We start from the raw sequence: 25617 nt of genomic DNA on the forward strand, positions 1-25617 counted from the left end.
GCCCGCTGAGGAGTATCCCATGCGAGACGACACCCGCCTGCTTGCGGTCCTGATCGACGCGGACAACACGTCCCCCAAATATGCCAAGGCAATCTTCGACGAACTGGCCAGCCTCGGCGAGGCCAGCGTGCGCCGCTGCTACGGCGATTTTTCCAGTCAGCAAATGGCGGGCTGGTCGAAGATCGCCGCCGAGTTCGGCCTGGTGCCGCATCACCAGCCGGCCAATACCGTGGGCAAGAACGCCAGTGACATCGCTCTGGTGATCGATGCCATGGACCTGATGCACTCGGGCCGCTTCGACGGCTTCGTGCTGGTCAGCTCGGACAGCGATTTCACCCGCCTCGCCAGCCGCATCCGCGAGCAGGGGCTCGACGTCTTCGGCATGGGCATGCAGAAAACGCCAGACGCCTTCCGCAAGGCCTGCAAGCGGTTCATCTTTCTCGAGAACCTCGACAGCGCCCCGGAAAAGGCGGCGGGCATCAAGCCGCAGAAGAGCGGCAGCCTCGAGGATGCGCGCAATCTCTTCTTCACCGCCATGGATGCGATCGAGCAGGAAGACGACTGGTACACGCTCGGCCAGCTTGGCCAGTTCATCACCGCGGCCAACCCCGATTTCGACACCCGCAGCTACGGCAAGCGCAAGCTCTCGGATCTGGTGGACGAGCTCAAGGTCTTCGAGACCAAGCGTGGGCCGGGCAACCAGATGCTGGTGCGGCGGCTCGACTGACCGGCACTCAAGCGCCGTAGCGCGCGAGGAAGGTCGCGACTGCGCCATCGACGGTGCGGGCGATCTCGGCCTCGCAGGGCGCCTTGGCCACGCCGAAGACGCAGCGGGTCCAGAGGCTGGCCTTGCAGAGCTCGGTGAACTGGTCGGCGGCGAGTTCGAGGTCGTCGATGGCGACCTCGCCGCGGTCGCGCGCGGTGGCAAGGTAGCTGACCAGCTTGCCGCGCATGGTCATCGGCCCGCTCTGGTAGAACTGCCGCCCGAGGTCGGGAAAGCGGTCCGCCTCGGCGATGCAGATTCGAAAGATGCGCTGGCCCATCTCCGAGAGCACGAACTTCAGGAAGCTGCGCGCCACCAGCGGCAGCACCTCGGCGGGCGGGCGGCTGGGGTCGATCTTCAGCATCGCCTCGTCGGCCTGCAGCGCGCATTGCCGGCTGGCCATCTCCATGAAGAGCAGCCGCTTGTCGGGGAAATAGCTGTAAAGCGTTGCCTTGGAGACCCCCGCCGCGCGGGCGATGTCATCCACATTGGCCCCTTCGAACCCGTCGCGCAGGAAGATGCTGCGCGCACCTTCCAGCACCTGCTCGAACTTGCGCCCGCGGCGCACACCAGCGGTCTCGGTCTCCATCAGGCAGCTCCTTTGTCCGGATGAGTTTAAACCGGGCAGTTCAGTTCAGGCAAGCAACATGCCGCGGGCCAAGAAGATTCTGCCGCTTGCGCATGGCGTAAACCGCTTTAGATTGGAATCATTCTAAAGTGATTACAGGCCGGAGCTTCCCATGCGATTCTTCACCCAGCGCCGTCATTTCCGCGATCTGAGCGAACAGGAGGTGCTTGCCTTGGCGATTTCCTCGGAGGAGGACGACGCGCGGATCTACCGCTCCTATGGCGAGCGGCTGCGCGCCGAATACCCCGACTCCGCGGCGATCTTCGACGGCATGGCCGAAGAGGAGGACGGCCACCGCCGCGCGCTGATCAACCTGCACCGGATGCGCTTTGGCGAGGTGATCCCGCTGATCCGGCGCGAGCACGTGGCCGGCTTCTACGCGCGCCGACCGGTCTGGCTGGTGCAGAACCTGCCGCTCGAGCGCATCCGCGATGAGGCCGAGGCGATGGAGCGCGAGGCCGAGCGCTTCTACCACGAGGCCGCCAAGCGCAGCAGCGACGCCGCCACGCGCAAGCTGCTGGGCGATCTCGCTGCCGCCGAGGCCGGTCACGAGGAGCGCGCCGGAGAATTGATCGAGAAACATCTCGACGGCGCGGCGCGCGACAGCGAGGATCGCATGGCGCACCGGCAGTTCGTGCTCACCTGGGTGCAGCCGGGGCTCGCGGGGCTGATGGATGGCTCGGTCTCCACCCTCGCGCCGATCTTCGCCACCGCCTTCGCCACGCAGGACACCTGGACCACATTCCTCGTCGGCCTCGCCGCCTCGGTTGGCGCCGGCATCTCCATGGGGTTCACTGAGGCCGCCTCGGACGACGGCGAGCTTTCGGGCCGCGGTTCGCCGCTGAAGCGCGGTTTGGCCTCGGGGGTGATGACCGCGGTGGGAGGCCTCGGCCACGCGCTTCCCTATCTCATCCCGCATTTCTGGACCGCGACGATCATCGCCTGGATCGTCGTCTTCTTCGAGCTTTGGGCCATCGCCTGGATCCAGAAGCGCTACATGGAGACGCCCTTCCTGCGCGCCGCGCTGCAGGTGGTCCTCGGCGGCGCGCTGGTGTTGGCCGCGGGTGTGCTGATCGGCAGCGGTTGAGCCCAGCGTCTGCCCGGCTCGGGTGGCGCCCTCTTCTGCCCGGTTTGCGGTCGTGGCGGGGGCGCTCGTGGGCCCGTCTGGTGATCCCCTCTGGCACCCCGCGCCCGCCCGTGGCAAACCCTTGCAAAAGCGCGAGGCCAAGGAGACGCCACCATGACCCAGTTCGGCAAAGGCTGCCACCTGCATCTGATCGACGGTTCGGCCTTCATCTTCCGGGCCTACCACGCGCTGCCGCCGCTCACGCGCAAATCCGACGGGCTGCCCATCGGCGCTGTCTCGGGCTTTTGCAACATGCTGCAGAAATACGTGGAGGACAGCTCCGGCCCCGATGCGCCGACCCATGTGGCGGTGATCTTCGACAAGGGCAGCCATACCTTCCGCAACGACCTCTACGACCAGTACAAGGCCAATCGCGAGGCGATGCCCGAGGACCTGCGCCCGCAGATCCCGCTAACCCGCGAGGCCACGATCGCCTTCAACATCGCCTGCAAGGAACTCGAGGGCTACGAGGCCGATGACATCATCGCCACGCTGTCGTGCCAGGCGCGCGAGGCGGGCGGGCGCGTGACGATCATCTCCTCGGACAAGGACCTCATGCAGCTGGTCGGCGACGGCGTCGAAATGCTGGATGCGATGAAAAACCGCCGCATCGACCGCGACGGCGTGATCGAGAAGTTCGGCGTTGGGCCGGAGCGGGTGGTCGACGTGCAGGCGCTGGCCGGGGACTCTGTCGACAACGTGCCGGGCGCGCCGGGCATCGGCATCAAGACCGCCGCGCTGCTAATCAACGAATACGGATCGCTCGAGGAGCTTCTCGATCGCGCCGAGGAGATCAAGCAGCCCAAGCGCCGCCAGACGCTGGTCGAGAACCGCGCGCAGATCGAGCTGTCGAAGAAGCTGGTACAACTCGACTGCGACACGCCGCTCGATTTCACGCTGGACGATCTCGAGGTACAGGATCCCGATCCCGAGAAGCTGCTCGCCTTCCTCGCCGCAATGGAATTCTCGACCCTCACCAAGCGCATCGCAAACACCCTCGGGGCCGAGGCGCCGGTGATCACCGAGGCCAAGGCCCCGGCGGCCAATGCGCCCGCAGCCGCGGATGCGCCCGAGATGCCGCCCATCGACCCCGCCAACTATACTTGGGTCAAAAGCGCCGCCGACCTCGCGCCGTGGATCGCGCAGGCGCGCCAGCGCGGCTGGGTGGCGGTGGACACCGAGACCACGGGCCTCAACGAGATGACCTGCGAGCTGGTCGGTATCTCGCTGGCCATCGAGCCGGGGCAGGCCTGCTATATCCCGCTGGCGCACCGCGCGGCGGGGGGCGAGGCGGATCTCTTCGGTTCGGACGATCTCGCCGAGGGGCAGATGCCGATGAACGAGGCGCTCGACCTGCTCAAGCCGCTGCTGGAAGACCCGGCGGTGATGAAGATCGGCCAGAACATGAAATACGATGCCAAGGTGCTGTCGCGCTACGGCATCGGCGTCGCGCCAATCGACGACACCATGCTGATCTCCTATGCGCTGAACGCCGGGCTGCACAATCACGGCATGGATGCACTGTCCGAGCGCTACCTCGGCCACGTGCCGATCCCGATCAAGGACCTGCTCGGCTCGGGCAAGAAGATGATCACCTTCGACCGGGTGCCGATCGAGGACGCGGTGAAATACGCCGCCGAAGACGCCGACATCACCCTGCGCCTGTGGAAGCTGCTGAAGCCGAGGCTGCACCAGTCCCGTGTCACCCGCGTCTACGAGGGCACCGAGCGCCCGCTGGTGCCGGTGCTGGCCGAGATGGAGCTTGCCGGCGTGCAGGTGGATCGGAACACGCTATCGCGCATGTCCACCGCCTTTGCCCAGAAGATGGCAGGGCTGGAGGCCGAGCTGCACGAGCTGGCGGGGCATTCGTTCAACGTCAACTCCCCGGCGCAGGTGGGCGAGATCCTCTTTGCCGAGATGGGGCTCGAGGGCGGCAAGAAGACCAAGACCGGCGCCTGGTCGACACCCGCCGAGGTGCTGGAGGATCTGGCGACCGAGCATGACTTCGCCGCCCGCGTGCTGGACTACCGCCAGCTGCAGAAGCTGAAGTCGACCTATACCGACGCGCTGCAGGAGCACATCAACCCCGAGACCGGTCGTGTGCACACCTCCTATTCCATCGCCGGGGCCAATACTGGCCGTCTCGCCTCGACCGAGCCGAACCTGCAGAACATCCCGGTCCGCTCGGAAGAGGGGCGGCGCATCCGCGAGGCGTTCGTCGCGCCCGAGGGCAAGGTCATCGTCTCGCTCGACTACAGCCAGATCGAGCTGCGCATCCTCGCACATATGGCCGATATCGACGCGCTGAAGCAGGCGTTTCGCGACGGGCAGGACATCCACGCCATGACTGCGTCCGAGATGTTCGGCGTGCCGATGGAGGAGATGACCTCTGAGGTGCGCCGCCGCGCCAAGGCAATCAACTTCGGCGTCATCTACGGCATCTCGGGCTTTGGTCTTGCCCGCAACCTGCGGATCCCGCGTGGCGAAGCGCAGGCCTTCATCGATCGCTATTTCGAGCGGTTCCCGGGCATCAAGACCTACATGGACGACACCATCGCCTTCGCCAAGGAACACGACCGGGTCGAGACGCTCTTCGGCCGGGTGATCCACACGCCCGAGATCAACGCCAAGGGACCGCATGCCGGGTTTGCCCGCCGCGCGGCGATCAACGCGCCGATCCAGGGCACGGCGGCGGATATCATCCGGCGGGCGATGATCCGCATGCCTGCAGCGATCGAGGGCCAGCCCGCCAAGATGCTGCTGCAGGTCCACGACGAACTGATCTTCGAGGTTGCCGAGGAGGGGGTCGACAAGCTGATCGCCACCGCGCGCGAGGTCATGGAAGGTGCCGCCGAGCCGGTGGTGAAGCTCGACGTGCCCTTGGTGGTGGACGCCGGGCAGGGCAAGAACTGGGCCGAGGCGCACTGAGCCCCGGTCATCGCGGCAAAGAAAAACGGCGTCCCCGCGGGGACGCCGTTTCTGGTTTCAGCGGCAGCTTCTGGGGCAGGGGGCTCAGAGCAGCCCGGCCTGTTTGAACAGCTCGGGCAGGCTGGCCTCGGGGCGCGGTCCCATGTGGGTGATCACCTCGGTCGCGGCCACGGTGCCCATGCGGCCCGCGGTCAGCATGTCGGTGCCCGTCGCGAGGCCATAGAGGAAGCCCGCGGCGAACTGATCACCCGCGCCGGTTGCGTCGACAGGAACGATCTTGGTCACGGGCACATCGGTGCGCACGCCATCCTTGACGATGGTCACCCCGTCGCCAGAGCGGGTGCAGATCACCAGCGGGCAGATCGCCGCGACTCGTTGCAGGTCTGCCTCCAGCGAGTTGTCCTGATAGAGCGAGCGGATCTCGGCCTCGTTGCCGATCACGTAGTCCATCTCGTGCTCGATGAGCTGCAGGAAGTCCTCGCGGTGGCGTTCGACGCAGAACGGATCCGAGATGGCGATGCCGGCCTTGCCCCCCGCCGCGCGGCAGGCGCGGGCGAGGCGGATGAAGGCCTCCTTGCCCTTGTCCTTGTCGAAAAGATAGCCCTCGAGGAAGACGATCTCGGCTTCGGCGGCGACCGCCTCATCCACATCTTCCGGCCCCAGCTCGGCCGAGATGCCGAGGTAGGTGTTCATCGACCGCTCGCCGTCCGGGGACACGAAGATCATCGAGCGCGAGGTCGGCAGCTCGCCGCCGGGCACCGGCGGGTTGACGAAGGCGGTGCCGTCCTTCTCCATCGCCTCGGCGTAGAAGCGCCCCAGAGCATCGTCATGCACGCGGCCGATGAAGGCGGTGCGCAGCCCGAGATTGCCGAGGCCTGCGAGCGTGTTCGCGACCGAGCCGCCGGGGGCCTGCACGCGCCCGTCCATGGCGCCGTAAAGCAGTTCGGCGCGCTCGCGCTCGATCAGCTGCATGATGCCCTTGGTGATGCCCATGTGCTCGAGAAACGAGTCATCGGCCCGCGTCAGCACATCGACGATGGCGTTGCCGATTCCGACAACCTGGTACTTCTTCATAGGGTCTTTTCCTCGAACTGGCAGAGGTCGCGGATCAGGCAGGCCCCGCATTTGGGCTTGCGAGCGACGCAGGTGTAGCGCCCGTGCAGAATCATCCAGTGATGCGCATGCTGCTGGAAATCCACGGGGATATTGTCTTCGATGGCGCGCTCGACAGCGACCACGTCCTTGCCCGGACAGACGCCCGAGCGATTGCCGAAGCGGAAGATATGCGTGTCCACCGCCTGCGCCGGGTAGTGCCACCACATGTTGAGCACGACGTTGGCGGTCTTGCGCCCGACGCCCGGCAGGCTCTCCAGCGCGGCGCGCGAGCAGGGCACCTCGCCGCCGTAGTCCTCGACGAGGATCTTCGACAGCTTCATGACGTTCTTGGCCTTGTTGCGGTAAAGCCCGATGGTCTTGATGTGCTGGGTCAGGGCCTCTTCGCCCAAGGCGAGCATCTTCTCGGGCGTGTCGGCGATCTTGAACAGCGCGTGCGTGGCACGGTTCACACCAGCGTCCGTCGCTTGCGCAGAGAGCGCCACCGCCACAACCAGCGTGTAGGCGTTGACGTGATCGAGCTCCCCCTTCGGCTCCGGTTCGGAGGCGTGAAAGCGGGTGAAGATCTCGCGGATCGTGTGATAATCGAGCTGCTTGGCCATGTTTGAGCTATGCAACGACGGGCTCCGTGCCGCAAGTCCGGCGTCTTCTCTTTGACAAATACGCCTGCGGTGCCCGCGCCGCTTGCGCAACATTCGGGTCGCGCGATACGCCCGTTTCCCGCTATTCCAGAGGTGAGAGCATAGGAGGCCGCGATGGGCGAGCTTGCACAGCAGGGCTACCACTTCCACGTCATGCGCCGGGCGATCGAATTGATCGACGCGGGCGGCCCGCAAATGACGCTCGAGCGGCTGGCCGACGAGATGGACATGAGCCCGGCGCATTTCCAGCGCCTCTTTTCGCGGTGGGCGGGAGTCTCGCCCAAGCGGTTCCAACAGTATCTCGCGCTCGGCCATGCAAAGGCGCTGCTGTCGGAACGCTTTTCGACGCTGGAGACCGCGCATGCGGCGGGGCTCTCGGGCGGCGGGCGGCTGCATGACCTCTTCCTGCGCTGGGAGGCGATGAGCCCCGGCGAGTTCGCCCGGGGAGGGCAAGGGCTGACGATCTTCTGGGGCTGGTTCGAGAGCCCGTTCGGCCCGGCGCTGGCCATGGGCACCGAGAAGGGCATCTGCGGCATGGGGTTTGCCGCCGAGGCAGGAGAGGAAGAAACCTTCCGCGACCTGCTCGCCCGCTGGCCCAAAGCCGAGTTCATCGAGGACCCGATGTTCTTGCGACCTTGGGTGCTAGCTGCCTTCGGGGTGCAGCAGCAGGGCGAGGTCCCGATCTATCTCATCGGCGCGCCCTTCCAGATCAAGGTCTGGGAGGCGCTGATGCGCATCCCCTCGGGCCATGTCACCAGCTATTCGGAGATCGCCGAGGCCATCGGCAGCCCGCGCGCGGTGCGTGCCGTGGGCACGGCAGTGGGGCGCAACCCGGTCTCGTGGCTGATCCCCTGCCACCGGGCGCTGCGCAAGTCGGGTGGGCTGGGGGGCTATCATTGGGGCCTGCCGGTCAAGCGGGCGATACTCGCCTGGGAGTCGGCGCGGCTCGAGGCGGAAGAGCGCGCGCTCTGAGCAGGAGATGTTGCAGCCATGGGCGGAGACTTGCCAACATTGTGCGTGGACGGCCATTGGCGAAACGGCGCGGCGCACTATAACTGGGGCACACCCAGTTTGGGCAAATGACACGAGGCATTACATGTTCCGGGCAAAGACCACAGTTTTCCTGACGCTTGCAGCAGCCATGGCGCTGACCGCCTGTACTGACGTCAACGACCCCAACCGCCAGGCGAAGAACGGCGTGATGATCGGCGCGCTCGGCGGCGCCGTCGCCGGCCGCGCCATTGGCGGCAACAACGACGACGCGGTGAAGAACGCTCTGGCCGGTGCGGCTGCGGGCGCCATCGCCGGCGGCCTCATTGGCAACAATCTCGACAAGCAGGAAGCGGCTCTGCGCCAGCAGCTGGGCAACAACGTCGGCATCACCAACACCGGTGACCGCCTGATCGTGACCATGCCGCAGGACATCCTGTTCGCCACCGACAGCGCCTCGCTGCGCCCCGACCTGCAGGGCGATATCGCCACCGTCGGCCGGAGCCTGCTCGAGTACCCGAACACCACCGTGCAGGTGATCGGCCACACTGACAGCGACGGCGCAGCCGCCTACAACCAGTCGCTGTCGCAGCGCCGTGCGTCTTCGGTGGCCGCACTGCTGATGCAGCAGGGTGTTCCGTCGTACCGCGTGCAGGCTATCGGTCGCGGTGAAGACCAGCCGATCGCGTCGAACCTGACGCCGGAAGGCAAGCAGCAGAACCGCCGCGTCGAGATCGTCATCCTGCCGAACGGCTGATCCGCGCAGCACAGCGTGCAATCGAGAAGGGTGCTCCGGGAGACCGGAGCGCCCTTTTTTGCTGTCATCGGGCAGAGGGTCAGCAGCCGGTGCCGACCCAGACCACCTTCGCCGTCCGCAGCAGCAGCTTGAGGTCGGTGACCAGCGACACGTCGCGCAGGTAGTCGGTGTCGAAACGGGCACGTTCGGTGAAGCTGGCCTCGTTGCGCACAGACGTCTGCCAGAAGCCGGTGATGCCGGGGCGCAGCGCGTAATAGGCAGTGCCGGGGTAGATCGCCCGTTGCTCGACCATCATCGGACGCGGACCGACAAGCGACATGTCACCGCGCAGCCCGTTCCACAGCTGCGGCAGCTCATCGATCGAGCTCTTGCGGATGATCCGCCCGATCGGGGTGATCCGGGGGTCGTTGCGCAGCTTCTGGGCGAACTCCCATTCCATGCGCGCCTGTGGGTGGGAGCGCAGATGCGCTTCGAGAAGCCGGTCGGCATCGGGGACCATCGAGCGCAGTTTCCACATGTGGAAGACGCTGCCATTCCGCCCCACGCGCTTCTGCAGGTAAATCGGTGAGTGACCGTCCCGCGCGATGAGGGCGGCGCAGATCAGCACAACGAGGAGCGCAGGAAGCGCGAGCAGCAGAACGAGGGTCACGTCGAGCAGGCGCTTGAACAGGGAGCGGTAGGCGATGTGACGCGGCGCGCCCGACAGCGTTTCGTCGATCAGTGTCTCGAGTTCGAGCACCGCACTGCGCGGCAAAGAAACATGCGTCGTCAATTCGACCTCCTCGAGGGTCATCGACGGAAGCGCTGCAAGGCGGTGGGGCTCTCCGGCAGAGGCTCGGCATGCACGGACCCGGCGCATTGCCAGGCGGCAATACGAGACGCAGGTTCCCGATCATGTCCGAGTGTTAGTTCCGAAAGACCTTCAGCAAACTCGCAAACACTCCCAAAAGTGGAAGCACCAACCCCCAGTGCCGACATGTGGCCGAAATAAGGCGTTCGACCGACAGGACCGGTTATGCATCCGCCTGCCGTACGCGTCAACGCAACCTTTGGAGTGCAACTCGGGGACGAATGGGTAGGGTCCGGGCGCGGATGGGGAGGGCTGCGCCGGGCAAGGCGGGAGACGCCCGCAAGACGCGCTGGGCGAGCCTGGAGCGGCGGCGTAGTGACCGGTTTATCATCCTGCAGTCGGAAACAGTTTTCGCTCCCGCATATGCCGGTGTGCGCACAGGCACTGGACAATCTGCGTCTTCAAGACGGACTGTTGCAACAACTTCGCAAGTTCCGGCCGCTGTCCCGTCGCGGCGCGGTTCTAAAGCCGAAACAGTTCCGCATGGCGTGTCACGCCGTGTTCCGCAGTGTCACACGGGGTGAGCTATTGAGCGGCCTGTGGACTGGGTGGATCTGGGCGACACGCAGGGGGTGAGTGGAGTCGCTCACGAAATGTTACAAGCGTATGCTTTACGAGAGGTTTAGGTCCGAATCACACCGCGGGTTCGCCGAAAATCTGCCTCAGAAAGCGCAATTGATGTCATAATTTGATGGATGCGGACGGGGAGTATGGCGGTCCTGCCTTGCCACGCGCAGTTGCATGGCGCCGGGCTCGGGCCTATGTGCGGGCGTGCGGGTGAGTTGCAAGCGAAAGGGCCGTCATGGCGAACCATCTTTATCAGGGGGATCTGCCGGACGGGCTTGATCTTGGTCCGGCCGTGGCCATCGACTGCGAGACCATGGGGCTCAACCCGCAACGGGACCGGCTCTGCGTGGTGCAGCTCTCTGGCGGCGACGGCGAGGCCCATCTCGTGCAGATCGCCCGTGGACAGACCGAGGCGCCGAACCTCTGCCGCCTGCTCGAGGATCCACAGGTGCTGAAGCTCTTCCACTTCGGCCGCTTCGACATCGCCGCCATGTACCATGCCTTCGGCGCTCTGGCCGCACCGGTCTATTGCACCAAGATCGCCAGCCGGCTGGTGCGCACCTATACAGACCGCCACGGGCTGAAGAACCTCACGCACGAATTGCTCGGCGTCGACATCTCGAAGCAGCAGCAGTCGAGCGACTGGGGTGCCGCCGAGCTCAAGCCCGCGCAACTCGACTATGCCGCCTCGGACGTGCTGCACCTGCACCGCCTGCGCGCGGTTCTGGACGCGATGCTGGAGCGCGAGGGGCGCCGCGAGATCGCCCAGGCCTGTTTCGAGTTCCTGCCGACCCGAGCGAAGCTCGACCTCGCCGGCTGGCCGGACACTGACATCTTTGCCCATGTCTGACCGATGGTGCAGCGCGGGGACACATACTCACGGCTGATCGCCTGGCTGAAGCTGCTCCTTCCGCTGGTGGCGTTGGCGTCGCTTTCGACGCTGTTCCTGCTGTCGCGCGGCTCGCAGACTTCGCAGGATCTGCCCTTCGCCGAGGGCAGCGTGCCGGATTCGGAAGTGGTGATGGCGCCGCAATACGCCGGGACCACGGCGCGCGGCGATGCCATCACCATGACCGCACAGCGCCTCCGCCCAACGGGCAAACGCGAGGGCGAACTGGAGGCGGATGGCTTTTCCGCCACCATGGACATGACCGACGGCAGCCATCTGACGCTCGACGCCGACCTCGCCACGATCCGCGAGGAGGAGAAGGGCGCACTGCTGCAGAAGAGCGTCCGCATCACCAGTTCCGCGGGCTACGAGATGGTCACCGAGAAGATGCGCACCGCGCTCGACCGGATCGAGGCGGAGACGCTGGCTCCGGTCAGCGGAGAAGGGCCGGCCGGCCGTTTCACTGCGGGTCGGCTCAAAATCACCTCTTCCGGCGAAACCGATGACGTGCAACTGCTTTTCACCGATGGCGTGAAGCTGATATACGATCCGAAAAAGAAGTGAGATCCCGATGGTCCGCAGTGTCGCCCTGATGATTGCCCTCTTCGCCTGGAGCGGGCTTGCCGCTGCCCAGGGCACGCAGGTGGCCTTTGGCGGCATGACGCAGGACACCAGCGCGCCGGTCGAGGTCACCGCCGATCAGCTCGAGGTCAACCAGACCGACGGGACCGCGCTCTATACTGGCAATGTTGTCATCGGGCAGGGCGAGATGCGCCTCGCCGCGCCGCGGGTGCTGGTGGTCTATGCCGAAGGGCAGGACGGCGGCCAGGGTCGGATCCAGCGCATGGAGGCCAGCGGCGGCGTCACGCTGGTCAGCGGCGAGGAAGCCGCCGAGGCCGAACGTGCCGATTACGACATCGATGGCGGCACCGTGGTGATGTCCGGCAATGTCCTGCTGACACAGGGGGGCAACGCGCTGACTTCCGAGCGCATGGTGGTGAACCTGACAAACGGCACGGCGCAGATGGCCGGGCGGGTGAAGACGGTGATCAATCAGGACGGCAGCGGGCAGGGACAGAACTGATGGCGCGTCCGACGCTCACCGTCACCGAAGGCAGCCACGGCCTGCGGATCGATCACCTGCGCAAGAGCTACCGCAAGCGCACGGTCATCCGCGACGTTTCGCTCAAGCTCGACCGCGGCGAGGTCGTCGCGCTGCTCGGGCCAAACGGCTCCGGCAAGACCACGACCTTTTATTCCATCGCCGGCCTTGTGAACCCCGAGGGCGGTCAGGTCACCATCGACGGGCGCGACGTGACCTACCTGCCGATGTACCGCCGCGCGCGGCTCGGCATTGGCTACCTGCCGCAGGAGAAGTCGATCTTCCGCGGCCTCTCGGTCGAGGACAACATCGCCGCGGTGCTCGATATCGCCGAGAGCGATCGCCACCGCCGCCGCGAGCGGCTCGAGGAGTTGCTCGGCAGTTTCTCGATCGAGCATCTGCGCCGCGCGCCGTCGCTGGCGCTGTCGGGCGGCGAGCGGCGCCGGGTCGAGATTGCCCGCTGCCTCGCAGCCAACCCCAAGTACCTGCTGCTCGACGAACCCTTCGCCGGTGTCGACCCGATCAGCGTCGGCGACATCCGGCATCTCGTGGCCGATCTGAAGAAGCGCGGCATTGGCGTGCTGATCACCGACCATAACGTTCGCGAGACGCTCGAGATCGTCGACCGGGCCTATATCCTGCACGACGGGCATGTGCTCATGTCGGGCACGCCGGCCGAGGTGGTGCAAAACGAAAACGTGCGCCGCGTTTACCTAGGTGAGAATTTCCGCATCAGCTGACGCGATTCTCCGAGCGAATCCGCCTATGATGGGCTCACCCGTTCGCGACAGATCATTGACAAATCGGGGGCTGCTGACCTCAAATGAGTGTATGACGCACCGTTATTCTGCAGCTCCGGAACTCGCGTCCCCTGAGGAGAGGGACTCCCGGATCCATTCTGCAGCGGGCTTGCGTCACCCCTGATCCGCACCACATCTGAGGCAGCCCTAGGGCTGGATGCGAACGGATCCAAAGAGAGAAGGAACAAAGATGCGCTATCAGATCACAGGAAAGCAGATCGATATCGGCGACGCACTTCAAACCCATGTCAAACAAGAGCTTGGCACGGTATTTGGCAAGTACTCCGGGCGTCCGACCGATGCGACTATCACCTTTTCCAAGAGTGCGCATGAATATGTCTGCGAGGTCACGGTTCACCTCTCTACAGGGCTGACCACCTCGGCCAAGGACAAGGCGACCGAGATCTACTCAGCCTTCGACGGCTGCGGCGAAAAGATCGACAAGCAGCTGCGGCGCTACAAGCGGCGGCTGAAGGACCATCACAAGGATCGCGCGGAGCCCGTTGAACTCCACAACGCGGCCTCGTATATCCTCGCCCGCGAAGAGGACTCTCAGGACTACGACGAGCCCGACACGCTGCAGCCGATCATCGTGGCTGAGATGGAAACCAAGATTCCCTCTCTGACCGTCGGCGAAGCCGTTATGCAGATGGAACTGGCCGGAGCTCCCGTCCTGGTCTTCCGCAATGATAAGAAGGATGGCGTGAACGTCGTTTATCGGCGTGAAGACGGCAATATCGGCTGGATCGATCCGTAAGGGATGGGGCAGTCGGTGGATCGGCGCCTTCGAGCAGACAGTAAAGGGCGGTCAATGACCTTTCTTGAACTCCTGAAACCGCAGGCCGTGAAGGTCGTCGGGGCGGCAAGCAGCAAGAAGCGGCTGATGCATGACATCGCTGAGCTGGCCGAATCCGCCTATGGCATTCACGCGGCCTCGGCCGTGGAGGCTCTGATGGAGCGCGAAAGCCTCGGACCCACTGGTGTGGGCCACGGCGTGGCGCTGCCGCATGCCCGTATCACCGGTATCGACCGGGTGCACGGCGTGTTCATCCTGTTGGAGAAACCCGTCGAATTCGAGGCGGTGGACCGGCAACCGGTGGACATCGTCTTTGCCCTTTTCGCGCCGGAAGATGCCGGCGTGGAGCACCTGAAGGCGCTGGCGCTGGTGTCGCGTTCGCTGCGCGACGCGGCGCTCTGCACCAAGCTGCGGGCGAACCCCGATCCGTCGACGCTCTACGCTGTGCTGACCGAGGACCGCTCGTCGCAGGCGGCCTGAGCTGGACAGACAGGACATTCCAGAGGAGCGGGCCGAGAGGTCCGCTCCTTGTCTTTTCCGTGTCCGGCTCGGGGGAGACCGGTTCAACCCAGATCGCCAAAGCCGAACATCAGGTAATCGCGCTGGTAGGCCTCGCGGGCGAGCGATTCCAGAGAGGCGTCGTAGATGTCCGCCAGCGCGTAGGGTGCGGCATCCTGCTGCGGCTCGGCCTCCGGTTCAGGGGGCGCGGCGTGGCCAACCTGCATCGCAAGAGCCGGCAGGTAGATGGCCATCTCCTCCTCGCGGACGATCATGTCGGGCAGGGTGAATTCGGCCATTCCCTGCAGGCATTGCGCCTGCGAGGCCCAATGGCCGTCGACCCGCACCGCGGTCTGCCCGGCGAGGTTGGCCTTGAGGAAGACCAGGAAGGCGGCAAAGGCGTCGCGGTGCTGGGCGAGGCTGTAGCCGGCACCGGGCGCACCCTCGGGCAGGGGCAGGCCATGGGCGCGGCGCAGGGTCTTGCGGATGCGCCCGAAGCTGCCGGGACCGGTCGACAGGATACGGCTGCAGAAGGCCTCATGGGCGCGGGCAAGGGGATGGCGGATCACCGTGAAGCTGCGGTGCCCGGGCCGCGCGCGTTTCCATTGGCGCAGGGACTTTTGGCTGAAGTCGCCGGTGAGGGCCTCGTCCTCGACCAAGTCGAGGGCGCAGAGCCAGCGGCGCACGGTGCCGGTCGGGCCGGAGTGGATCGGCATGTAGAGCAGCGGCGTCTCGGCAGCGGCGACATAGCCCGGCACCACTGGCCCGCGCCTCGGCTCGAAATTGGGGGTGCGGGACAGGTTAAACCGGTCGAGCCGGGTCAACGCGCGCTCCATCTCGCCAGCATTGGCGACTTTCTCGATTACCGGCTCGGGGTTCTGCCGCTTGAGCTTGCCGTCAAGCGACTCGAGCCGCGACGGTGTGCCGAGCCATTTGGCCAGCCCGTTCATCACCTCGAGGCTCTGCAGGTCCTCGTAGCCCACGTAAAAGGCCGTCTGCCCGCTCACCTGCAGCGCGGTCATCAGCCGGAGCTGGAAGTCCTGCAGACGCGCCAGATGCGTTTCGAACTCCGCGCCGTCGAAGGTGGCCTGCGCGTCCTTGCGCTTGCTGACGTTGGTCAGCTTCCACTGGCCGGTGGTCTGGGCGATCTTCCAGCTGACGTAGCTTTCCACCGGGTTGCGGGTCAGCACGATCTTGGCGACGCGCTCGTCGTCCAGCAAAGGCTGCAACACCCGAGGGTCATGGTCGTGGAAGAAACGGAAGCCGCCCATCCCGGGCGTCTCCTGCCGGATCGCTTGCAGGAGACGGACCGGATCGGCTTCGCGCTCGGGCTGGCTGATCCCGAGGATATCGCTCGCGTTGGGATAGCCGATGAAATGCGGATTGAAGGCCTCGCCGTGGCAGGTGACGCCGTCCAGCGCGTTGAGGTTGGCCTCGAGGAAATTCGAGCCGGTGCGCATCTCGGCAAAGACGACGAAACTGTCGAAACGATCGGACATGAAAACTCAGTTCTTCACGAGGTAGGGCTTGCGGGTGGGTGCGGCGGTGGGGCGTGGGGCCGGCTCGACCGGGAAGTCGCCCATGAGGTAGGGGTGCATCCCTTGGTTCTTGAGGTTTTGCAGGAAGCGCCCGAAGCCGTCGAGGTCCCGCAGCACCGGTGCTTCGGCAAGCCGGCGCGGTTCCTTCTGGCCGATCTCATCGAGGATCAGCTGCAGCGGCTCCATCGGCGCCTCGATGAACTCGGCCATTGTCCAGATGCGGATGCGCGCCTTGGCCTCGGGCGAGCGCAGCTCGTCGAGCAGCAGGTGCTCGGCCCTCTGCAGCGCGGCCGCCTCGGCGCGGAGGGTGGAGAAATCCCCGCCCGCGCGGAACAGCGGCACGGCCCAGGCGCCCGAGATGACGCTGATCTGCGCATTGGGATCGCGTGCGAGGTCCCACATGATCTCGGGAGCATCGTGTGGGCCGAACTGGAAGCACTGGCGGGTGCCACGGGTGTTCCAGATGAGGTTGGTCAGGAAGGCCCGGTGGTTCCAGTCGCGCAGCGCGGCGCTGTCCGAAAGCGCGCCGCTCAGAACGCGCTGCCCTTCGGCGAACCCCGCCCGCTCGGGGGCGAAGAGGTGGCCATGCACCTGCGCACCGGTTGCGCGGGCGAGCCAAGGCTCGAATTCCTCGAAGAGCTCGGAAAACCCCTGGAAGACCGAATACGGCCCGGCGGTCATCCCGTTTTCCCAACCGAAGTTGGGGAAGCGCGACTGCATGTAAAGCCCGGCGCGGCCCCGGGTCCGCCGGTCCACCGCCTTGGCAAAGACGCGGTCGATCTTGCCGGGCTTCGGCTCTTGCCGGTTGGCGAGGCTTTCGGGGTGGTTGAGGAAGGCGTCATAGAGACGCCTCGCATACGGCCAGATCTTGCGCGCAACGAAACAGTCGGAGCGGCGCAGGAGCTGCAAGTGGTCGTCGTAGAAGGTGTGCGGCTTGCCCTGGAAGTCGAACTTCGACAGCGTCAGCGACCGGCTTTCGATATTGCGCGAATGCAGGCGGGCGAGGGACTGGAAGTAGCTCTCGTCTGGGATCCAGACGCGGCGGAAATAGCGCTCGTGCCGGCGTCGCTCCGGCGAGGAGAGGATCGCCGACAGTGTGTGCCGGGTCAGACACCACCATTGGCTGCCCATGTGCGGCACCACGCCCCTGGGGATACGGCGGCTCACGCGGAGCACACGCTGCACCTCTACCAGCCGGTCGAAGAGATAGCGGTTCCGGCGCCAGGAGAAGGGGAAGAAGAGGGTGAAGCGCTCATGGTCGAGCCCGCCCACGGTCCAGGGCACATCGGCGGTGGTGGCGCTTTCGATGAAATCGGTCTGCGGGCGCGCGTCGAGGTAGTCGATCAGCTCCTCCACCGGGCGAAGCGGCAGGCAGGAACCCGAGGTTAGATAGACATGGCGCACGCCCTCGAAGCGCTCGAGCATCAGCTCGGCGGCGTCCTGGCTGGCGGCGACAAGCCCCCAGGTGCCCCAGTCGCAGCGATGGCGGCGCGAGAACAGTGTCTGCGGCAGGTCCGACAGCGCCGTGGTGAAGGCGGAATAGGTTTTCCTTGCCACCTTCTCGTCGACATGGATCACCACGGGGCAGCCCGCCTTCGCCCAGTGCCGCGCCACCTGCTCGGCGCGGTCGAAGGCGGTGTGCACCAGCATGACGATCCCGACGCTCATGCCCAGTTGCCCTTGGACATGAGGCCGAGGATCTCGAGCTGGCGCCAGTTGATGTACTTCTCGGACCACTTGCACCAGAGATCCGGGTTGTCGCGGATGCCGTCCGCGTAGGCGATGTACTCGGTCGAGCCCGCGTAGTGCTGTTTGCGGCTCAGCTCTTCCTCGGCCTTGGCATTGAACGTGTCGAGGAACTTGGTGTGCAGCAGCAGGCCCGAGGCCTTCTCTCCTCCCCATTCGTCATAGACGAGGTTCAATCCGCGCGGCAGCAGCATGTGTGTAGAGCTGACGTAGGTGTAGCGCCGGTCCCATTTCACAAGCGGCACCTTGTTCAGCGCCGGGGCGCGCTCGGGCTGGTCCGGAAAGAACACCCGCGCCCTCGGCCCGCCCTGGATCCAGAGGTTTCCGAAGCGCTTGTTGCGCTTCACCGAGTAGTTGCCCGAGTCGAACCACGACGCGATCTCCAGCGGATCCTGCCCAGCGGTGTAGGGCTGCGCGTCGAGCCGCCCCTTGGGATACATGTCGAGCAGCATGGCCGAGAAGCTCTTGATCGACGAGGCGTCGAGCCAGTCGGTCAGGGCACGCAGCGGGCGGGTGTCACAGAACGGGTAGAGGAAGAGCTCGTCGGGATCGACCACCAGCACCCAGTGCCCGTCACCATAGGTGCGCAGCAGCCAATTGATCCAGTCCATGCCGAAGCGCGCGCGCTTGTAGCTGGCCCGCGTGTGCCAGACCGACACGTCCTCTTGCCGGGCGAGATAGTCGAGCGAGCCATCGGTGCTGTCGTTGTCGACCATGACGAAATGGTTCACGCCCATGTCGCGATAGTACTCGAGGAACCACGGGAGGCGCACACCCTCGTTCCGGGCAGTGCAGAAGACAATAAGGTCAGAAGGACGGATGCGGTCGGTGCGGTCGGAGACGCAGCGCAGCTCGCGCCGCTTGCGCAACGCCCGGATCAGCCACCGCTTGCGCTGCAGCCGAAGCCTGTATGACTGCCATGCACCCACAACACTTCCCTCGTTCGGGGCAGGGCCCCGGAGCCGGCCCCCCGGCATCGGCTCGGGCACCGGCTATCAGATCAGGGTTAACACGGCTTTGAAATGGGAGTCCCACGTCGGCGGGAGATACCCTGCCTGCGTGGCATCCGCCTCGTCCGGTTGCGCCCGATACCCCTTGGCCATTTGCCTTATTCTTGCGGCCCAAAGATATCGGTCCGATTCGTCTGCGTAAATGGGTATATCGCCAAGTACTTCGCGCAGGACCGGAAGTGGCGCAGCGAGCACGGGCACGCCGAGCGCGGCGGCTTCGACCGGGGGCAGGCCGTAGCCTTCGGCATGGCTGGGGAACAGCAGCCCGGCGCTCCGGGCGAGCAGACCTGCGATCTCGGCGTCGTTGAGGCCCGGGAGCTCGTGCACATTCGCGATGCCGGCGTCGAGGGCGGCGAAGACCTCGGTATTGTTCCAGCCGCGTGCGCCGCAGATGAGTAGATGCGCGGGCGGGGTCAACTCGCGCCAGATATCCAGAAGCAGAGCGTGGTTCTTGCGCGGCTCGATGGTGCCGAGGACGACGAAGTAGGGCGCATTGGCCCATGGCCCCTCGGGCGGAATGCCGATGGCGTGCGGCTGGACGCCCAGATGCGCGACGACAGTCTTGGGCAGAAGGGGTGGGCCAAGGTGCCGGGTCATGTCGGCGCGGGTCACCTCGGAATTGCAGATCACCAAATCGGCATTTTCAGCGACACGTTGCAGGAAACTGGCGAAGCGCTGGGCGCTGCCCGCGCGCTGGAACTGCGGCCAGTCGAGCGGAATGGTGTCGTGCAGCAGCACCGCGATGCGGCTGTCCTCGACGCGGTGCAGCGCCGCGACGACCTGTTCCGAGAAGTTGGAGTGCCCGGTATTGAGATAGACCGCTCCCGCGGGCAGGTGGCGCCGGAGCATGCGTCCCAGCGTTGCGGGAATGGCGCGCGCAAGGGCGCTGGCTCGGAGCGCGGTCTCAGCCCCGGCGCGGCGAGGGTCTCTGCGCCGGGCAAGTCGGCCCAGCACGTCTGGTTCAGGCCAGTCCCCCGCATCCAGCCGCCGCTTCAGCGCGCGGCACCCCGCACCGTCGAGCAGCAGGTAGCCCAGCGAGGTTCTCACCAGGCCAAAAAGCGGAACCGGCTCCTGCAGGAGCCGGCCCAGGTAGGCGTATTCCACACGGTCCACCCCGGTCCTAACCCGGCCCGCGCGGCTGACCAGTCGGGTCAGGTCGAGCAGCCGGGCGGGGGGGTTGGTCTCAGTGATCGTAGTGCCCATTGAGATGCCAGTTCCAAGCATCGGCGATCATCTGCGGCATGGTCGAGCGCGACGGCTCCCAGCCGAGCTCGGCCAGCGCCCGCGTCGAGCCCGAGACCAGCTTGGTCGCATCCCCCGCGCGGCGCGGCCCTTCGGAGTGCGGCACCTCGCGGTTGGTCACCGCGCGCGACGCGTCAATCACTTCGCGCACCGAGAAGCCCTTGCCCGTGCCGAGGTTGAAGACCGAGGACGGCTTGCCCTGTTCAAGCCATTTCAGGCCCAGCACATGCGCGTCGACGAGGTCCATCACATGCACGTAGTCGCGGATACAGGTGCCGTCGGGCGTGTCGTAGTCCGTGCCGTGGATGGTCAGCGCCGGGCGCTTTCCGTCGATGGCCTCGAGCATGACCGGAATCAGGTGCGTTTCGGGACGGTGGTGCTCGCCCACCTCGCCCTCGGGATCGGCGCCCGCGACGTTGAAGTAGCGAAAGATCACGTGGTTCAGCCCGTCAGAAGCGGCGAAGTCGCGCAGGATATTTTCCACCGCGCGCTTCGAGGCGCCATAGGCGTTGAGCGGGATCTGCGGCGTCTCTTCGTCGAGCACCACGTTGTCATGCTCGCCGTAGGTGGCGCAGGTCGAGGAGAAGACGAAACTCTTGCAGCCAGCGGCGCAGGCGGCCTCGATCAGCGTCAGCGAGCCCTCGACGTTGTTGCGCCAGTAGAGGCCGGGCTGGGACATCGCCTCGCCGACCTGGCTGAGCGCGGCGAAATGCATCACCGCGACCGGCTGGTACTTTGCAAAGACCTCGTCGAGCCGCGTGCGATCCGAAAGGCTGCCCTTTTCGAAGGGGCCGAATTTCACCGCCTGCTGCCAGCCGGTGACAAGATTGTCGTAAGCAACGGGCGTGTAGCCCGCCGCCTTGAGTGCCTTGCAGGCGTGCGAGCCGATGTAGCCCGCGCCGCCGGTAACCAGAACGTTTGTCATGGAATGCTCAGGCGTGCCTTATTGCGCGGCTTTTCGCGCGGACATGACCTCGTGCAGGTAGCCTTCGAGATCGTCGCGCAGTTCGTCGCGGCTGAGGCCGAAGGAGACGGTGGCCTGCAGGAAGCCGGCCTTGGAGCCGCAGTCGAAGCGCTGGCCGTTGAAGCGGAAGCCGTAGACGCCCTCGTCGGTGCCGATCTGCTTGGCGATGGCATCGGTCAGCTGAATCTCGCCGCCGGCGCCGACCTGCTTGTCCTCGAGGTTCTGCAGGACCTGCGGCGACAGGATGTAGCGGCCGATCACCGCCAGGTTCGACGGCGCCGTGCCGGGCGCGGGCTTTTCGACCATGCCTTTGACCGAGACCAGCGAGCCCATGTCTTCCTGCACGTCGAGGACGCCGTAGGACGAGGCCTTGTCGGCGGGCACTTCCATCGCGGCGACCATGTTGCCGCCCACTTCCTCGTAGGCCTCGACCATCTGCTGCAGGCAGGGTTTGTCGGCGGCGATCACGTCATCGGGCAGCATCACCGCGAAGGGCTCGTCGCCGATCAGCCGGCGCGCGCACCAGATCGCGTGGCCGAGGCCGAGCGCCTTATGCTGGCGGATGTAGGCGATCTCGCCCGAATCCATGTTGGTGTCCTGCAGGATTTTCAGCAGCTTATCCTTGCCCTTGGCTTCAAGCTCGCGCTCGAGCTGCGGGGCGTGGTCGAAATAGTCCTCGAGCGCGCCCTTGCCGCGCGAGGTGACGAAGATGAATTCCTTGATGCCGGCGGCGCGCGCCTCGTCGATGGCGTATTGAACGAGCGGGCGGTCGACCAGGGTCATAATTTCCTTGGGCACCGACTTGGTTGCCGGAAGAAAACGGGTGCCGAGACCGGCGACGGGGAAAATTGCTTTGGTAACCTTGCGGGACATGGGAGGTGCTCCTGGTACTTTCTCTGGGCCTCGGGCCCGAGAGTGAATCAATTAATCAACAGCATATTGCTGCGATAGCGTAAAAGTAAATCTAGCGTCTATGGAAGAGCAAAGACCCGATTGAGCCACGGACTTTCTCGGTGCGAGAGATTTCTTTGCTCGTGCGGGATTCGAAACTCTGGAAACGAAGAATTTTTCCTGTCCTTTCGCTGCGCCCGAACAGCCCGCCGGCCTGTTCCCAGAATCCGCCGGGATGGAAGCGCAGTTGGTGGAAAATCGCCGTCCGCGAGAAACGGTAGACTGTGACAATGTGCTGCTCTTCGGCGTATTGTTTCGCCTGCATTCGCAGCGCCCGGCGCTGCGCTGCGCGGCCCGCGAGGGCAATGCGCTTTGCAGCGTGACGCCCGGGGTAGGGCAGAAATGGCGCAACCGGGGCAGAGAGTGGCGTCATTCCGCTGCCTGCGGGACGCTGGGCGCCGTCCTGCCAACCACGGTCCAGTCCCCGCAGCAGCCGCGCCACGTCGTCCGCGCCGAGCGGGCCGCGCTGCATGCACCGCAGCAGACGCGCGCGCTGCGCTTCGCGGAGTCGCGCCCAGGCGGCCCTGCGTTCGGCTTGCGGGCAATGCCGCTCGAGAAAGCAGCGAATCGAGGCGCCGATCTCGGTCAGGTCGCGCGGCGTGCGGTCCGCGCCCCGGCGCGGGCTTGCGGCGTAGCCGTGATGCACTTCGGCCAGCGGAGCGACGGCGACAAGATGGCCCGCCGCGGCGTGGCGCAGGTCGAGGTCGGTTTCATCGAGGTAGAAGCGGAAGGCCGAATCGAAGCCCCCCAACGCGGCGAGCGGCGCGCGCCGGTGCGCCATGTTGGTGCCCTGCAGCTTCACCGTCTCGCCGGGCGGAAGTTCGAGCAGGTGCGGGCCGGGGGCGTCCAGCCCAAGGTCGCGCTCGCGCAGATCGCGCGTCACCGAACGGGCGCGCCACTGGAAAGAGATGCCGTTGCGCCCGCGCACGAAGCCGCCACAGGCGGCGACCCGCGGATCGGTGAAGGGGGCGCAGAGGTGATGCAGCCAGAGCGGCTCGGGCACCGCGTCGTCATCGAGGAAGGCGACGATCTCGCCCGCCGCCTGCGTGATGCCGAGATTGCGGGCCGCTGAGATGTTGCCCTCGTCGAACTGCACGAGCTTGATGTGCGGCCGGTCGGCCCGGGCCGCGACGACAGCGGCCCCGGCGGGGCATGCGACCACCACCACCTCGAAGGCGGGGTGGTCGAGCTGCGAGACGCCGGTCAGGCAGAGATCGAGCGCCGCGGGGCGTCCGCGGCTCACGACAACCACGCTGACCGGCAGGGCGGTCATGCCCGCCTCAGCCCTCTTTCAGTGCGACGTCGGGCGAGTAGGCGATGAAGAACGGGTTGGCGAAGCCGGGCTTGCCGTAGGCCAGCGGGGTGTGATCGTCGAAACGCACCACGCGCCCGCCCGCGCCTTGCAGCACGGCCTGGCCGGCGGCGGTGTCCCATTCCATTGTCCGCCCGAGACGCGGGTAGATGTCCGCCTCGCCGGTGGCCACGAGGCAGAATTTCAGCGACGAGCCGGCGCTCTTCATGTCGGCGGTGCTGTACTTGTTGATGTAATCGTCGGTCGCCTGATCGCGGTGGGATTTCGAGGCGACGACCAGCAGCGCCGAATTGTCGGGGGTCGAGACCCTGATCGGCTTGGTCTCGCCGGGGGTCTCCTTGTCGAAGGGGCCCAGTTCCTCGACCGAATTGCCGACGCTGTCGGTGTAGAACATGCGCTCCTTGGCCGGGGCGTAGACCACGCCGAAGGTCGGCACGCCGTCCTGAACCAGCGCGATGTTCACGGTGAAATCGCCGCGGCGGTTGACAAATTCCTTGGTGCCGTCGAGCGGATCGACAATGAGGAAGGTCATCGCCTGCACGTCGTGGCTGTCGGCCTGTTCCTCGGTGACCAGAGGCATGTCGGGGAACGCCTCACGCAGGCCGGCCGAGATCAGCGCGTCGGCGGCTTCATCGGCTTCGGTCACCGGGCTGGAGTCGGACTTGGACTTCACTTCAAAATCGTCGGAGTTGTAAATTTCCATGATCTTGTCCCCCGCTTCGAGCGCGAGACGACGGATCACGGCAACAAGATTTTCATAATTCAAAGAGCTACTCCTTTCCGCAGCGCGGATTTATTGATTTGAAGGCCTGCGACTCTTATGCTGCGCAGCGTGAAGATGGGCAAGCAGACCCGTCTGTTTGAGCCCGTACCGGAGCCGAGTTGCCATGTTTCAGTCCACAAAGCCGCGCTCCCGGCTCGGGTCCGCCATCTACATTTGCGAGCTGATCTACCACAATTCGGTGCGCGCCGTGCGCAAGAGCCATGGAAATGCGTTCATCGCGATTTTCATGAACATGCTTCAGACGGTCATCTTCGTGCTCGCCTTCTACTTCATGTTCCATGTTCTGGGGATGCGCGGCTCGGCGATCCGCGGCGACTTCATGATTTACATCATGACCGGCGTCTTTCTCTACATGACCCATTCCAAGACCTTGGGGGCAGTCGCGGGCTCCGAGGGACCGGCGAGCCCGATGATGCAGCACGCGCCGATGAACACGGCGATCGCCATCGCCTCGGCCATGCTCTCGACGCTCTACATCCAGGTGCTGTCGCTTTTCGCGATCCTCTTCGTCTACGACGTGGCGTTCAATCCCTTCGTCATGAGCGAGATTCACGATCCCATCGGCGCGTTGGGGATGCTGCTACTGTCCTGGTTCTCCGGCGCGGCGATCGGCATGGTCCTGCTTGCGGCAAAGCCCTGGTTCCCGACGCCGGTGTCGATCGTCACCACGGTCTATCAGCGTGCAAACATGATCGCTTCGGGCAAGATGTTCGTGGCCAATTCGCTGACGCCGGGGATGCTCGCGATCTTCGACTGGAACCCGCTCTTCCACACCATCGACCAGTCGCGCGGCTATGCCTTCGCCAACTATTTCCCGCGCAACTCGAGCTGGGAATATGCGCTTTGGGTGTCGATCGTGCTGTTGATGATCGGCTTGATGGGCGAATTCTACACCCGCAAGCACGCCTCGGCCTCCTGGTCGGCGCGGCGATAGGCGGCGTTCCCAGGCGGTGCTGGACGCAGCGCGACCGTCTGCGCATGATGTGGGGTGACGGACCCCGGGAAGGAGCCTTTCATGCGCCATGTCATCACGCTGACCGCCCTTTTGCTCACGACATCTGCCGCGGCCCAGGAGTTGCCCGCCTTCTACGCGGTCACCGGTGTTGCGCTGGATGACGTGCTGAACATCCGCGCGGCGCCCGATCCCACGGCGGCGGTGCTCGGAACCCTCGCACCCACCGCGGTGGCGGTGCAGGTCGGCGCGCTGAACGAAGCGGGCACCTGGGGGCGGATCACATCGGGAGAGGGCGTGGGCTGGGTCTCGATGGAGTTCCTCGCTCCAGAGGAAAACGGCAGCCTGCCACAGGTCGAGGGGCTGCGCTGCTTCGGCACCGAGCCCTTCTGGAGCTACGAGGTCCGGCAGGGCGAGACGGCGACCTGGACAACGCCCGAGGACCCCGAGGAGGTTCTGCTGGCCGGCACTTTCGAGGCTGCCAGCGGTCAGCGCTGGCCGTTCAGCTCGGTGGCTGGAGCGGACCAACTGCAGGCGGTGCTGGTCACCAGCCCGGACGCACAGTGCAGCGACGGCATGTCCGACCAACTCTACGGGCTCTCGGCGGTGCTGGTGCTGACCGGCCGGGTCAACCGCACGCTGTCGGGGTGCTGCGAGTTGATGCGCTGAG

25 protein-coding genes are annotated in these 25617 nt (G+C 65.6%); 13 read left to right on the forward strand and 12 right to left on the reverse strand.

Features of this window, described 5'->3' with window-relative positions:
• The first annotated feature begins 19 nt into the window (after positions 1 to 19).
• Positions 20 to 727 carry an NYN domain-containing protein gene (locus G0D83_RS13850; RefSeq protein WP_108964513.1) on the forward strand — a complete coding sequence of 236 codons (708 nt, stop codon included), beginning with the start codon at positions 20 to 22 and terminating at the stop codon, positions 725 to 727.
• A 7-nt stretch (positions 728 to 734) separates the two neighbouring features.
• Here G0D83_RS13850 and G0D83_RS13855 read toward each other — a convergent pair whose 3' ends face one another.
• A complete protein-coding gene (locus tag G0D83_RS13855; protein WP_164195014.1) occupies positions 735 to 1352 on the reverse strand; it encodes a TetR/AcrR family transcriptional regulator in 618 nt (205 codons plus the stop codon).
• Positions 1353 to 1503: 151 nt separating this feature from the next.
• On the opposite strand from G0D83_RS13855, the gene mbfA reads away from it, so the two are divergent.
• Together mbfA and polA are read left to right on the forward strand one after the other, a co-directional pair.
• On the forward strand, positions 1504 to 2478 hold the full coding sequence (gene mbfA / locus G0D83_RS13860) for an iron exporter MbfA (RefSeq protein WP_164195016.1): 975 nt from the start codon (positions 1504 to 1506) through the stop codon (positions 2476 to 2478).
• 153 nt (positions 2479 to 2631) lie between these two features.
• A complete protein-coding gene (gene polA, locus G0D83_RS13865; RefSeq protein ID WP_164195018.1) occupies positions 2632 to 5445 on the forward strand; it encodes a DNA polymerase I in 2814 nt (937 codons plus the stop codon).
• 84 nt (positions 5446 to 5529) lie between these two features.
• Here the strand turns inward: polA and G0D83_RS13870 are convergent, their stop codons facing one another.
• Complete coding sequence (locus G0D83_RS13870; protein ID WP_164195021.1) at positions 5530 to 6519, reverse strand: adenosine kinase; 990 nt, start codon at positions 6517 to 6519, stop codon at positions 5530 to 5532.
• The gene (gene nth / locus G0D83_RS13875; protein WP_108964518.1) at positions 6516 to 7160 is read right to left on the reverse strand and encodes an endonuclease III; all 645 of its coding nucleotides are present in this window, start codon (positions 7158 to 7160) and stop codon (positions 6516 to 6518) included. The genes G0D83_RS13870 and nth overlap by 4 nt, the downstream gene beginning before the upstream one ends.
• Before the next feature lie 153 nt (positions 7161 to 7313).
• Between nth and G0D83_RS13880 the strand changes: the two genes are divergently transcribed.
• Together G0D83_RS13880 and G0D83_RS13885 are read left to right on the forward strand one after the other, a co-directional pair.
• Positions 7314 to 8171 (forward strand): bifunctional helix-turn-helix domain-containing protein/methylated-DNA--[protein]-cysteine S-methyltransferase, encoded by an 858-nt coding sequence (locus G0D83_RS13880; RefSeq protein ID WP_164195023.1) that lies wholly within the window; start codon positions 7314 to 7316, stop codon positions 8169 to 8171.
• 124 nt (positions 8172 to 8295) lie between these two features.
• Positions 8296 to 8946 carry an OmpA family protein gene (locus G0D83_RS13885; protein WP_164195025.1) on the forward strand — a complete coding sequence of 217 codons (651 nt, stop codon included), beginning with the start codon at positions 8296 to 8298 and terminating at the stop codon, positions 8944 to 8946.
• A gap of 79 nt (positions 8947 to 9025) precedes the next feature.
• Here G0D83_RS13885 and G0D83_RS13890 read toward each other — a convergent pair whose 3' ends face one another.
• A complete protein-coding gene (locus G0D83_RS13890; RefSeq protein WP_235958084.1) occupies positions 9026 to 9718 on the reverse strand; it encodes a sugar transferase in 693 nt (230 codons plus the stop codon).
• 880 nt (positions 9719 to 10598) lie between these two features.
• Between G0D83_RS13890 and G0D83_RS13895 the strand changes: the two genes are divergently transcribed.
• The 6 genes from G0D83_RS13895 to G0D83_RS13920 all read left to right on the forward strand — a co-directional run bounded on the left by G0D83_RS13895 (position 10599) and on the right by G0D83_RS13920 (position 14430).
• Entirely contained in the window at positions 10599 to 11213 is a 615-nt protein-coding gene (locus tag G0D83_RS13895) for a ribonuclease D (protein ID WP_108964522.1), read from the forward strand.
• Between the two features lie 3 nt (positions 11214 to 11216).
• On the forward strand, positions 11217 to 11816 hold the full coding sequence (gene lptC / locus G0D83_RS13900) for an LPS export ABC transporter periplasmic protein LptC (RefSeq protein WP_108964523.1): 600 nt from the start codon (positions 11217 to 11219) through the stop codon (positions 11814 to 11816).
• Between the two features lie 7 nt (positions 11817 to 11823).
• Positions 11824 to 12336 carry an LptA/OstA family protein gene (locus tag G0D83_RS13905; protein WP_108964524.1) on the forward strand — a complete coding sequence of 171 codons (513 nt, stop codon included), beginning with the start codon at positions 11824 to 11826 and terminating at the stop codon, positions 12334 to 12336.
• Positions 12336 to 13094 carry an LPS export ABC transporter ATP-binding protein gene (lptB, locus tag G0D83_RS13910; protein ID WP_108964525.1) on the forward strand — a complete coding sequence of 253 codons (759 nt, stop codon included), beginning with the start codon at positions 12336 to 12338 and terminating at the stop codon, positions 13092 to 13094. Before G0D83_RS13905 ends, lptB begins: the two co-directional genes overlap by 1 nt.
• A gap of 250 nt (positions 13095 to 13344) precedes the next feature.
• Positions 13345 to 13911, forward strand: a complete 567-nt coding sequence (gene hpf / locus G0D83_RS13915) for a ribosome hibernation-promoting factor, HPF/YfiA family (protein WP_108964526.1) — start codon at positions 13345 to 13347, stop codon at positions 13909 to 13911.
• 54 nt (positions 13912 to 13965) lie between these two features.
• Positions 13966 to 14430, forward strand: coding sequence for a PTS sugar transporter subunit IIA (locus tag G0D83_RS13920; RefSeq protein WP_164195030.1), 465 nt, complete (start codon positions 13966 to 13968; stop codon positions 14428 to 14430).
• An 83-nt stretch (positions 14431 to 14513) separates the two neighbouring features.
• Here the strand turns inward: G0D83_RS13920 and G0D83_RS13925 are convergent, their stop codons facing one another.
• The 8 genes from G0D83_RS13925 to cysQ all read right to left on the reverse strand — a co-directional run bounded on the left by G0D83_RS13925 (position 14514) and on the right by cysQ (position 23977).
• A complete protein-coding gene (locus G0D83_RS13925; RefSeq protein WP_164195032.1) occupies positions 14514 to 15947 on the reverse strand; it encodes a nodulation protein NodH in 1434 nt (477 codons plus the stop codon).
• Between the two features lie 6 nt (positions 15948 to 15953).
• Complete coding sequence (locus G0D83_RS13930) at positions 15954 to 17654, reverse strand: beta-1,6-N-acetylglucosaminyltransferase (protein ID WP_164195034.1); 1701 nt, start codon at positions 17652 to 17654, stop codon at positions 15954 to 15956.
• Entirely contained in the window at positions 17651 to 18661 is a 1011-nt protein-coding gene (locus G0D83_RS13935) for a glycosyltransferase family 2 protein (protein ID WP_164195037.1), read from the reverse strand. Before G0D83_RS13935 ends, G0D83_RS13930 begins: the two co-directional genes overlap by 4 nt.
• Before the next feature lie 66 nt (positions 18662 to 18727).
• On the reverse strand, positions 18728 to 19945 hold the full coding sequence (locus G0D83_RS13940; protein WP_164195039.1) for a glycosyltransferase family 1 protein: 1218 nt from the start codon (positions 19943 to 19945) through the stop codon (positions 18728 to 18730).
• Positions 19926 to 20909 carry a UDP-glucose 4-epimerase GalE gene (gene galE / locus G0D83_RS13945; RefSeq protein ID WP_108964532.1) on the reverse strand — a complete coding sequence of 328 codons (984 nt, stop codon included), beginning with the start codon at positions 20907 to 20909 and terminating at the stop codon, positions 19926 to 19928. The genes G0D83_RS13940 and galE overlap by 20 nt, the downstream gene beginning before the upstream one ends.
• Before the next feature lie 18 nt (positions 20910 to 20927).
• Positions 20928 to 21821, reverse strand: a complete 894-nt coding sequence (galU, locus tag G0D83_RS13950; protein WP_164195041.1) for a UTP--glucose-1-phosphate uridylyltransferase GalU — start codon at positions 21819 to 21821, stop codon at positions 20928 to 20930.
• Positions 21822 to 21912: 91 nt separating this feature from the next.
• On the reverse strand, positions 21913 to 23172 hold the full coding sequence (locus G0D83_RS13955; protein ID WP_164195044.1) for a glycosyltransferase family 2 protein: 1260 nt from the start codon (positions 23170 to 23172) through the stop codon (positions 21913 to 21915).
• Positions 23173 to 23179: 7 nt separating this feature from the next.
• A complete protein-coding gene (gene cysQ, locus G0D83_RS13960) occupies positions 23180 to 23977 on the reverse strand; it encodes a 3'(2'),5'-bisphosphate nucleotidase CysQ (protein WP_108964535.1) in 798 nt (265 codons plus the stop codon).
• Positions 23978 to 24098: 121 nt separating this feature from the next.
• Here cysQ and G0D83_RS13965 point away from each other — a divergent pair, with 121 nt between their 5' ends.
• Both G0D83_RS13965 and G0D83_RS13970 read left to right on the forward strand, forming a co-directional pair.
• On the forward strand, positions 24099 to 24929 hold the full coding sequence (locus G0D83_RS13965) for an ABC transporter permease (RefSeq protein ID WP_164195046.1): 831 nt from the start codon (positions 24099 to 24101) through the stop codon (positions 24927 to 24929).
• 81 nt (positions 24930 to 25010) lie between these two features.
• Positions 25011 to 25616 carry a COG3650 family protein gene (locus tag G0D83_RS13970; protein ID WP_164195048.1) on the forward strand — a complete coding sequence of 202 codons (606 nt, stop codon included), beginning with the start codon at positions 25011 to 25013 and terminating at the stop codon, positions 25614 to 25616.
• Position 25617 lies beyond the last annotated feature (1 nt).

It is taken from the genome of Salipiger sp. PrR003 (assembly GCF_010500785.1).
Lineage (GTDB): Bacteria > Pseudomonadota > Alphaproteobacteria > Rhodobacterales > Rhodobacteraceae > Salipiger > Salipiger pacificus_A.

Coding starts and splice junctions, on each gene's coding strand:
- G0D83_RS13940 (WP_164195039.1), bottom strand. CDS start 19,945: ATGGGCACTACGATCACTGAGACCAACCCCCCCGCCCGGCTGCTCGAC.
- G0D83_RS13870 (WP_164195021.1), bottom strand. CDS start 6,519: ATGAAGAAGTACCAGGTTGTCGGAATCGGCAACGCCATCGTCGATGTG.
- galE (WP_108964532.1), bottom strand. CDS start 20,909: ATGACAAACGTTCTGGTTACCGGCGGCGCGGGCTACATCGGCTCGCAC.
- G0D83_RS13930 (WP_164195034.1), bottom strand. CDS start 17,654: ATGAGCGTCGGGATCGTCATGCTGGTGCACACCGCCTTCGACCGCGCC.
- G0D83_RS13925 (WP_164195032.1), bottom strand. CDS start 15,947: ATGTCCGATCGTTTCGACAGTTTCGTCGTCTTTGCCGAGATGCGCACC.
- G0D83_RS13955 (WP_164195044.1), bottom strand. CDS start 23,172: ATGACCGCCCTGCCGGTCAGCGTGGTTGTCGTGAGCCGCGGACGCCCC.
- lptC (WP_108964523.1), top strand. CDS start 11,217: ATGGTGCAGCGCGGGGACACATACTCACGGCTGATCGCCTGGCTGAAG.
- G0D83_RS13885 (WP_164195025.1), top strand. CDS start 8,296: ATGTTCCGGGCAAAGACCACAGTTTTCCTGACGCTTGCAGCAGCCATG.
- G0D83_RS13895 (WP_108964522.1), top strand. CDS start 10,599: ATGGCGAACCATCTTTATCAGGGGGATCTGCCGGACGGGCTTGATCTT.
- G0D83_RS13880 (WP_164195023.1), top strand. CDS start 7,314: ATGGGCGAGCTTGCACAGCAGGGCTACCACTTCCACGTCATGCGCCGG.
- G0D83_RS13965 (WP_164195046.1), top strand. CDS start 24,099: ATGTTTCAGTCCACAAAGCCGCGCTCCCGGCTCGGGTCCGCCATCTAC.
- lptB (WP_108964525.1), top strand. CDS start 12,336: ATGGCGCGTCCGACGCTCACCGTCACCGAAGGCAGCCACGGCCTGCGG.
- polA (WP_164195018.1), top strand. CDS start 2,632: ATGACCCAGTTCGGCAAAGGCTGCCACCTGCATCTGATCGACGGTTCG.
- nth (WP_108964518.1), bottom strand. CDS start 7,160: ATGGCCAAGCAGCTCGATTATCACACGATCCGCGAGATCTTCACCCGC.
- G0D83_RS13850 (WP_108964513.1), top strand. CDS start 20: ATGCGAGACGACACCCGCCTGCTTGCGGTCCTGATCGACGCGGACAAC.
- mbfA (WP_164195016.1), top strand. CDS start 1,504: ATGCGATTCTTCACCCAGCGCCGTCATTTCCGCGATCTGAGCGAACAG.
- G0D83_RS13920 (WP_164195030.1), top strand. CDS start 13,966: ATGACCTTTCTTGAACTCCTGAAACCGCAGGCCGTGAAGGTCGTCGGG.
- G0D83_RS13970 (WP_164195048.1), top strand. CDS start 25,011: ATGCGCCATGTCATCACGCTGACCGCCCTTTTGCTCACGACATCTGCC.
- hpf (WP_108964526.1), top strand. CDS start 13,345: ATGCGCTATCAGATCACAGGAAAGCAGATCGATATCGGCGACGCACTT.
- galU (WP_164195041.1), bottom strand. CDS start 21,821: ATGTCCCGCAAGGTTACCAAAGCAATTTTCCCCGTCGCCGGTCTCGGC.
- G0D83_RS13855 (WP_164195014.1), bottom strand. CDS start 1,352: ATGGAGACCGAGACCGCTGGTGTGCGCCGCGGGCGCAAGTTCGAGCAG.
- G0D83_RS13905 (WP_108964524.1), top strand. CDS start 11,824: ATGGTCCGCAGTGTCGCCCTGATGATTGCCCTCTTCGCCTGGAGCGGG.